General features: G+C 35.7%; 6 protein-coding genes. 2 read left to right on the forward strand and 4 right to left on the reverse strand.

Going from position 1 to position 9,858, the window contains the following annotated elements; all coding sequences use genetic code 11:
• Positions 1–127: 127 nt before the first annotated feature.
• Genes ACNQGD_RS11685 through ACNQGD_RS11695 form a run of 3 tightly spaced genes read right to left on the reverse strand, consistent with a single transcriptional unit; the run spans position 128 to position 4,591 of the window.
• Positions 128–1,738, reverse strand: a complete 1,611-nt coding sequence (locus ACNQGD_RS11685) for a glycoside hydrolase family 3 protein (protein WP_417999391.1) — start codon at positions 1,736–1,738, stop codon at positions 128–130.
• Between the two features lie 25 nt (positions 1,739–1,763).
• Positions 1,764–3,035, reverse strand: a complete 1,272-nt coding sequence (locus tag ACNQGD_RS11690) for an MFS transporter (RefSeq protein WP_417999392.1) — start codon at positions 3,033–3,035, stop codon at positions 1,764–1,766.
• A 26-nt stretch (positions 3,036–3,061) separates the two neighbouring features.
• Positions 3,062–4,591 carry a glycoside hydrolase family 10-like protein gene (locus tag ACNQGD_RS11695; protein ID WP_417997155.1) on the reverse strand — a complete coding sequence of 510 codons (1,530 nt, stop codon included), beginning with the start codon at positions 4,589–4,591 and terminating at the stop codon, positions 3,062–3,064.
• Between the two features lie 237 nt (positions 4,592–4,828).
• Here ACNQGD_RS11695 and ACNQGD_RS11700 point away from each other — a divergent pair, with 237 nt between their 5' ends.
• Together ACNQGD_RS11700 and ACNQGD_RS11705 are read left to right on the forward strand one after the other, a co-directional pair.
• On the forward strand, positions 4,829–7,744 hold the full coding sequence (locus ACNQGD_RS11700) for an FAD-binding and (Fe-S)-binding domain-containing protein (RefSeq protein ID WP_417999393.1): 2,916 nt from the start codon (positions 4,829–4,831) through the stop codon (positions 7,742–7,744).
• 272 nt (positions 7,745–8,016) lie between these two features.
• Entirely contained in the window at positions 8,017–9,693 is a 1,677-nt protein-coding gene (locus tag ACNQGD_RS11705) for an amino acid permease (protein ID WP_417997157.1), read from the forward strand.
• Positions 9,694–9,775: 82 nt separating this feature from the next.
• Here ACNQGD_RS11705 and ACNQGD_RS11710 read toward each other — a convergent pair.
• Positions 9,776–9,858 (reverse strand): IS3 family transposase (locus ACNQGD_RS11710; RefSeq protein WP_417965007.1); only part of this gene is annotated, 83 nt, incomplete at its 5' end.

The raw sequence follows: 9,858 nt of genomic DNA on the forward strand, positions 1-9,858 counted from the left end.
TAGTTATTTTTTTGAAGGTGCAAAAGTAGTTATACTAAAAGTAAATAGGAATAGCAGTTGATTATAAAAATTTATTTCAAAATAGGGAATTACTATACTGTTATTTTCGAAAGATTTAAGTTGTTAATTATCGGAAGTTAACCTCCACAGGAAGAGTTCCTTTGCATTTTGTGTTTTCCAAAAGTTGTTCGGCGGCAGCTTCTTGAAACTCTGGAAAATCTTGATACATTTCTATAATTCCTAAAGCATGTTCCAGATTTGGTATCAATTGAAGTGCATACGGATTCCCAAAAACATATAAAACACATTTTTTGGTGGTGAATAAGTTGCCTAAAAATTGAAGAACGGAGTCTTCAATGTCAAAATTGTTTAAAGGTTTTGCCTTTGGAACAAATAAAGAAATGACCAGTGTGTCAAATCTATTTAAGTTTTTTTCTAATTCATTCAGAACGGATTCACCTCCAGTTTCATAACTAAATTCGGGTGAAGGCAAAGCGTTAGTCAAGCTTTTAAAAAACACAGTATCAGTGTTTTTGTAAATGCTGAGTTTGGCGAAATCTTCTCTGTTTTTTGCATCAAAAACGGTCACGGTATTGTGATTGTCTTTTATTTTTGTAATGCAGTTTTTAGCTATTTTCAGGTTTAATTTTGAAGTAGTTTCAAAATCAAAGTCATTCGTTGAAAGGTTTGGCAAGCTGAGATTTCCATCTGTAATTCCTGCTTTTTGTTTGCATTTCCAGATGCGTTGAAAACTAGCTTCAATTCGCTCCAGAGTTGCGTTTTTTAGGATTTCCTGAATTCCTTCGGGTACATTTTCGGCAAAACACAAAACATCATTTCCGGCATTAAAAGCTTCCCATTCCAGTTGTCCTTTTTTCTCATATAATTTAGAAACGCTGTGCATGTTCAACGCATCCGAAATCACTAAACCATCATAACCTAATTGCTTTCGCAAAAGCGTCTCGATTACAGATTTTGACAAAGTTGCCGAGGTGTCTTTTCCTTCGTTCAAAGCGGGAACGGCCAAATGACCAATCATAATGGAGTCGACATTATTCTCGATTCCTTTTATAAAAGGAACTAATTCATTGGCTAATAATTCTTCCAGTGTTTCTTTTAAAATCGGTAATCCTAAATGCGAATCGACATTTGTATTTCCGTGTCCAGGAAAATGTTTGAGACAGCCTAATACACCGACAGCATTCATTCCTCTGAGATATTCCAGCGCAAAATCGGCTACTTTTTCTTTGTTTTGCCCAAAAGAACGATACCCAATTACTGGATTATTTGGGTTGTTATTGATGTCCGCTAATGGCGCCAAATTATAATGAATTCCAACCGATTTTAAGTCTAAACCTATTTGTTTCCCTACTTCATAAATCAAATTTTTTTCACTTTCAGGCAAAGCACCAAGTGTAATAGCATGTGGGTATTGAGGTGTTTTTTCGACGCGCATGGCCAATCCCCATTCGGCATCAATGCTCATTAATAACGGAGTTGTAGCACAATTTTGGTACCTGACGATGAGTTCCTTTAAACGTTGAAAACTATCATCATTCAGGACTATTTTTTTCTTGGTTTCATAATTCGTCGCAGCGCTTGCTCTGCTGTGAAAAAAAGTCAATCCACCTATATTGTAATCTCTAATCAATCGTTCGGTAGCCTGAATATTTTCCTCGGTATCATTGATGAATACAGCAGGAAAGAAAAATTGCCCTATTTTTTGTTCTAATGTCATTTTGAAACAACTTTAAATGGTAAAATTAAATATCTAATTTCTTTCCAAAATCGGCAGGAAAAATCAAAAAGCGTGATAAAATTAATCCTGGAATTGTTGCCAAAAACACCCAAATAAAGAAATTTCCATAGCCTAGATATTCTTGGATATAACCGCTCAACATTCCCGGAAGCATCATCCCTAAAGCCATAAATCCGGTTGCAATAGAGTAGTGGGACGTTTTAGATTCGCCATCGGCCACATAAATCAAATACATCATGAAAGCGGCAAAACCAAAACCATAGCCAAATTGTTCCGCGATTACCGTTGCATAAATATAGAAAACGGAGCCAGGGTGAAAATGAGACAATAATATGAATCCTATAATAGGTAAATGCATGGCTAGAATCATGGGCAACATCCATTTTCCCAATCCATCTCTGGAAATGACAATCCCGCCCAAAATCCCGCCAATCGTCAGTGAAATGACTCCAAAGGTTCCATAAATAACGCCGACATCTTGTGTGGTTAAACCCATACCGCCTGCAGTTACAGGATCAATTAAAAAAGGAGTTAGCATTTTTAATAATTGGGATTCCCCTAATCTGAATAACAGAATGAAAGCCAAAACTAAACCAATTTGTTTTTTTTGAAAAAAAGTAGCAAAAACAACTCCGAAGCTTTTATTTGGAACGGATTCTATTTTTGTTGCTACAATTTTTGCTTCTATTTTTGGAGTCGAAAAATAATTATAAAGGGTAATTACTGTCATAATCAATCCCACAATTATCATAGTGTACGACCATGCTTTTTGTTTATCTCCATATTCCTGTTCTAAATAACCGGCAATTACCACGATTAGTCCATTTCCGGTAAGCATGGAAAGTCTATAAAAAGTACTGCGAATTCCAAGGAAAAAGGATTGTTGGTCTTTCTCTAAAGCCAACATATAAAATCCATCACTGGCGACATCATTCGAAGCAGATGCAAAAGCGGCAACCCAAAAAACAGCTAAACTGACTACGAAAAAATTACTCAAAGGAATCGTTAAACCCACAATTAAAAAAGCAATAGAAATTAGCAATTGCATGCTTAAAAACCATTTTCTTTTAGTTGAATAGAGATCAATAAATGGACTCCACAACGGTTTTATTACCCAAGGTAAATACAGTAAACTGGTATAAATTCCAATATCCTCATTGTTGATTCCGAGGTTTTTATACATGATTACCGATACCGAAATAATAATGGCATAAGGCAATCCGGAAGCAAAGTTTAAAACGGGAATCCAATACCAAGGTCTATTGTCTGTTTTCATTTAAAGCAAATTATATTCAATTAAAATTACAGCGTAAAGTTGACAAAAGTAGCTTCACTTTCATTGCCATAAAAATCGATGAATGTAATGGCGCAGGAATTATTTTTATCTAATTTGTAGGTAGGAATTACTATTTCAATCGGATTTTTCTCATTGAAAGCAATCTTGTTGATGATTTGACTCGGATCATTCACATCAATTTGCGTTTTAAGTGTTGATCCGTAAACCATTACATAACGCACTTGGCTGTTTTCAGGATAGTCTACATTAAAACTAGATGATAGAGCATTTTTGGACAGTGTATTTGCTTTTGGAACAGCTAATACTTGTTTGACAAAATTGGGAACAACATACGGAAGCGCTGGATATTTATATTGGTTATTTTCCAGTAATCGAGTCACACTTTGGTTTTTATTCAAAAATGATTTGGCACTAAAAAAAGCATTTCCCTGAATGTTTTTGTAGGATCTGGTAATGTCTATTTGATTGGGGATTTCTTTTGGATTATTCCATCTTTTATCAGAATCTGTATTGATTTTATATGTTCCGTTTCCAATGTAGATTGCAGTATTCGTTGAGTTCTCAGACCACCAACGCAATAATTTTGAATACGAAGCTTTAGGATGATCCATGCTCCAGTACAATTGAGGAACAAGGTAATCAATCCATTTGTTTTCCATCCACGCTAGCGGATCAGCGAATAAATCATCGTAATTCGTTTGTCCAGCTTCTGTTTCGGAACCTCTAGGATCTACTGATTTATTTCTCCATACACCAAATGGGCTAATGCCAAATTGTACCCACGGTTTGATGCTTTTAATAGAAATTGAAACGTCTTTTACAAAAGTGTTGACATTGGAACGTCTCCAATCTTCTATGCTCATTCCGTTTCCATATTTTTTGAAAGAATCCGTATCGTTAAATGCTTCTCCTTTTATTCTGTACGGATAAAAATAGTCATCAAAATGAATGGCATCAATGTCATAATTTTGAACCACTTCTTCGACAACGGTCAACAAATGTTTTTGAACTTCAGGTAATGCAGGATTGTAATAATATTTTCCACCGTATTTAATCATCCAGTCCGGATGCTTAAAATAGTCATGTTCTGGACTTAAAAGTGCGGTATTGTAATCCATTGTAGCACGATACGGATTTAACCAGGCATGAAACTCAAATCCACGGGCATGAGTCTCAGCTATCATCCAAGCGAGTGTATCAAAATAAGGTTTTGGGGCTTGTCCTTCTTTTCCGGTCAAAAAACGGGACCAAGGCGCTAATTTTGTTGGATAAAAAGCATCACCAACACTTCTAATCTGAACAATTACGGCATTATAATTTAGTTTTTTATAGGCTTCTAATATTTCAATATAATCCGCTTTTTGTTTGGCAACATTATCGGTACTGCTTTTTGGCCAGTCAATATTAACCACGGTAGCTATCCAAACGGCTCTAAATTCATTTTTTGGATTTGTAGCCAAGGCTTGTGCATTACCATTCCAAAAAGAAAGTAAAAGGAACGAAATAAGCAAAAGGGTGTGCTTGTAATTTTTCATTAGAGTCTTGTTTATAAAGTATTCAAAAATAGTTTTTTTAGTGAAATTTACCAGTTAAAATGGTTTTAAAATTTGACTTATTTTAACAGCGCAATTTCTTTGCCAGTTTTTTAAAAATGAGATTAAAGAATACTTTCTAATCAATAACATAAGGATTTGAATATTTCTTATCAGTTTTTAAAGTATAAACGGCTATATATTTATATTTGTGAAAATAATAGCAATTTACTCCATTACATGTCAATCACGCCTCAATTACAAGAATTATCTCAGTCCTTAGAAGGAACACTTTTATACGATGATCTCCATAAAACGCTGTATGCCACAGATGCTTCTGCGTATCGGATTATGCCAGTTGCTGTAGCGATTCCAAAATCAGAGGAAGATATTGTCAAAATTATTCGCTTTGCAGCAAAAAATAAAATTTCAATTACGCCCAGAACTGCCGGAACTTCCTTAGCGGGTCAAACAGTAGGTAACGGGATAATTGTGGATGTTTCCAAACATTTCACCAGGATTGTCGCTTTTGATTCGATAAAAAAAACGGTTACCGTACAACCTGGAGTGATTCGGGATGAACTGAATTTATATTTAAAAGAACACGGATTATTTTTTGGTCCCAATACTTCAACCTCAAATCGCTGTATGATAGGCGGAATGGTAGGCAATAATTCATCGGGAACTACGTCAATTCGGTATGGAGTCACCAGAGATAAAATAGTGGAAATTAAAGCGGTTTTGAGTGATGGAACTTCAGCAGTATTTAAAGAAATGACTTCTGCTGAATTCATTGAAAAAACAAAAGGAAACACGCTCGAAAGTTCGATTTACAAGACCATTTATGAGGAACTTTCGAATACAGAAAACCAAAAAGAAATTGTAAAGGAATTTCCAAAACCTGAAATCCACAGACGAAATACCGGTTACGCAATTGATTTATTATTGAAATCAGAACTTTTTGGAGGAACAGAAATTACTATAAATTTAGGAAAACTCCTTTGCGGAAGCGAAGGAACACTAGCTTTTACCACCGAAATAACGTTAAAGATCGACGAGCTGCCACCAACAAATAATGTGATGGTGGTGGCGCATTTTCATACCATTCAAGAAAGTTTAGGAGCCGTTGTGACTGCGATGAAACATCATTTGTATACCTGCGAAATGATGGATGACACGATATTGGATTGTACGAAAACCAACAGAGAACAAGCCAAAAATAGATTTTTCATTCAAGGAGATCCAAAAGCGGTTATTATGCTCGAAGTGGCTTCGCATATTAGCATGGAAGATGCTGAAAGACAAGCGAATGATTTGATTGCAGATTTGGAACGAAATAATTTTGGGTATGCTTTGCCAAAAATTTATGGAGCAGATATTGATAAAATAAATGAGTTGCGAAAAGCGGGTCTTGGGCTTTTAGGAAGTATTGTTGGCGATAACAAAGCGGCCGATTCTATTGAAGATACCGCTGTTGAGTTGAGCGATTTACCCAATTACATTGCCGAATTCTCCGCCATGATGGAACGTCACGGACAGAGCGCTATTTATTATGCTCATGCCGGAGCTGGAGAAATTCACTTGCGACCGGTTTTAAATTTGAAAACAAAAGAAGGGCTGCATCAATTTAGAAACATCGCTACCGAAGTCGCTATATTGGTCAAAAAATACAGAGGTTCCTTGAGCGGGGAACATGGAGACGGAATTGTGCGTGGTGAGTTTTTGCCTTTTATGATAGGAGACCAAAATTATGAATTACTAAAAAGAATCAAACATGCTTTTGATCCTAATACTATTTTGAATGTGGGAAAAATTGTAAACGCTTTCAAAATGGATGAAAACCTTCGGGTGGAAGCGGGCAGAGTGGAGCCGGAAATACAAACAATTCAGGATTTCTCCGATAGTATGGGGATTTTGCGTGCCGCAGAGAAATGTAATGGTTCCGGTGATTGCAGAAAATTACCTTCGGCTGGCGGGACTTTGTGTCCCAGTTATCGTGCCACTCTAAATGAAAAAGATACGACACGCGCCAGAGCCAATGCCCTGAGAGAATACCTGACGCATTCCGAAAAAGAAAATAAATTCGATCATGAAGAATTGTATAAGGTATTTGAATTGTGTGTGAGCTGTAAAGCCTGCGCCAGCGAATGTCCTAGTAATGTAGATGTGGCAGCTCTAAAATCGGAGTTTTTGTACCACTATCAAAAAGCTAATGGATTTTCATGGCGAAATAAAGTGTTTGCGTTTAATGCTAAATTGAATGGTCTGGGAAGTATTACTCCCAAGTTTACGAATTTCATGGTTAATTTACCTTTGGTCAAAAAGAGCATGGGAATTGCTCCAAAAAGAGAAGTACCACTTTTGGCTCCAATCACGTTTCGAAAATGGTACGAGAAAAATTGGAATCAGGAACCAAGTGATTCTTTTGTAAACGGAAAAGTATGTTTATTTTGTGATGAATTTACTAATTTCTATGATGTTTCGGTTGGAATTGATGCGTACGAGTTATTAACAACATTAGGTTATGAAGTGATTCTGGTGGATCATGAAGAAAGTGGAAGAGCTTTTATTTCCAAAGGTTTTCTCGAAGAAGCAAAAGCAATTGCAAATATAAATGTTGCCATTTTTGCAAATTATATTACTGCAGAATTCCCTTTGATCGGAATCGAACCTTCGGCAATATTGACCTTTAGAGACGAATACATTCGATTGGCAGATGATAAAGAAAGCGCCGAAAAACTAGCCAAAAATGTATTTACGATTGAAGAGTTTTTCAAAAATGAGATTACTTCGGGTAAAATTCATTCAGAACAATTTTCTGAAGAGCATAAAACAATAAAAATTCACGGACATTGCCACCAGAAGTCATTGAGTACTATGGAAGCGACTTTTGCGATGTTGAATGTACCAAAAAACAGTTCGGTTACCATTTATAATTCAGGTTGTTGCGGTATGGCAGGTTCTTTTGGGTATGAAAAAGAACATTATGAAATCAGCATGCAAATGGGTGAAGATACGTTGTTTCCGAAAATTAGAGCAACTGATACGACAGTGACTATTTCTGCTGCAGGTACGAGTTGTCGCCACCAGATTTTTGATGGAACGAGTAGAAAGGCGTTGCATCCGGTGACAATTTTAAGAAGTTGTTTGAAATAATCAGCAAACCAGAATGTATTTTCAAGGAACCAGAAATTTTTTTTCTATTTCAATGAATTTTCTTTTTTAAGGTTTAATTTGTTTTATTTGACTTTTTTAATATAAAAACAAATCATTTTGACTCAATTAAAAAATAATAAAAAAAATAGTTGCAGAAATGGCATTAGTTCAATTTGTTTTATACTTTTGATTTTTGAAGATTTTTTGCATTAAAGCTAGCATAAAAACATATAATTTACAGTATATTAATTTTTAATGATAAAATTTACAATATGGCATTTTTAGATTTATTTAGAAGAAAATCAACAACAACAATATTACAGCAAGGTGGTGATGGTGAGCATACGGAACTTCACAAGGTATTGACTGTTAGAGACCTTACTTTTTTCGGGATTGCCGCAATCATTGGTGGAGGAACTTTTAGCGCCATAGGCAATGCATGTTTTTCAGGAGGCCCTGGAGTAGTAATTCTCTACATTATTTGTGCGATTGCTTGCGGATTTACCGCTATGTGCTATGCTGAATTTGCTTCACGTGTTCCAGTTTCAGGGAGTGCGTATACATATGCATATGTTTCTTTTGGGGAATTATTTGCATGGATTATCGGATGGGCATTGATAATGGAATATTCTATCGGGAACATTTATATTGCTTTTTCATGGAGTGGTTATTTTACAAATTTATTGGAAATTTTTCATATTTATTTGCCCGAATGGCTCACGATAAATTATCAATCGGCACATTCCGCCTTTTTGGAAAATAAAACTGGAGAGGGATTTAATGCATGGCAAAACGCACCGATGTTGGGCAGTTTGAAAATTATTTTTGATATGCCAGCTGTTGTAATCAATTTATTAATCACTTCTTTGGTTTACAGAGGCACGAAGGAGTCAAGGAATATCAGCAATGTGATGGTAATGATCAAGTTGGTGATAATTGTTTTGGTAATTGTTGTCGGCGCTTTTTATGTAGATATTGACAATTGGAGTCCATTTATGCCAAATGGCTTCAAAGGCGTTATGGGTGGTGTTTCGGCAGTTTTCTTTGCTTATATAGGCTTTGATGCCGTTTCAACATTGGCAGAAGAAAGTAAAAATCCACAACGTGATTTGCCTCGCGGCATGATTTATTCCTTACTTGTTTGTACCGTTGTTTATATTATTTTAGCTTTGATAATTACAGGAATGGTTTCGTATACATTACTGGGTGTTAGCGATCCGCTTGCTGAAATATTTGCTTTGAAAGGGGTAAAATGGATGTTGTTTATAGTTTCCATTGCCGCTGTAGTGGCTATGACCAGTGTAATGTTGGTTTTTCAAATGGGACAGCCGCGTATCTGGATGACGATGAGTCGTGATGGACTGATGCCAAAGAAGTTTGGAAAAATTCACCCAAAATATAAAACACCGGGTTTTGCAACTATTGTAACAGGTTTAGTGGTTGGGATTCCAATATTCTTCACCGATGAAAACTTCGTATTGGACTTTACCAGTATTGGTACCTTATTCGCCTTTGTACTAGTGTGTGGTGGCGTTTTAATGTTATCTCCTCAAAATGAAGCTGAAATTGCGGAACGTCAGGCTAATGGAAAATTTAAAATTCCATATATCAACTCAAAGTTTATTTTTCCAGCTATTGTGATAGCGTCAGCCGTTTTAATACAGTATCTATTTCCAACATTCTTTTCGGATACCTTTGATTTCTCGGCAGATAAAATTGTATCTAATAGCACAATGATCATCTTTTTTATCCTCTGTGCTGTAATGGCGGTCTTAGCTTTTCTCAAAAATCTGTCGTTAATACCTTTATTGGGTTTAATTTCGTGCTGTTATTTACTGACCGGGATGGCAGTTTCTAACTGGAAATGGTTTGGTATTTGGTTATTGATCGGATTAGTGTTCTACTTTAGCTACGGATATAAAAACAGTAAATTGAATCTTAACCGATAATATATAAAAGTAATACGTTGTACATAAAAAACTGTCTCGTTAACAAAATAGACTGCACCCAAAAGTTTAGACAAATTTATAATTAATTTTGATAATAATGAGCCCGATATTGTGTCGGGCTCATTCCGTTTAAATTCAGTTTTATTCTTTCATTATTGTAATATT

It is taken from the genome of Flavobacterium glucosi (assembly GCF_048286535.1).
Classification (GTDB): Bacteria; Bacteroidota; Bacteroidia; order Flavobacteriales; family Flavobacteriaceae; genus Flavobacterium.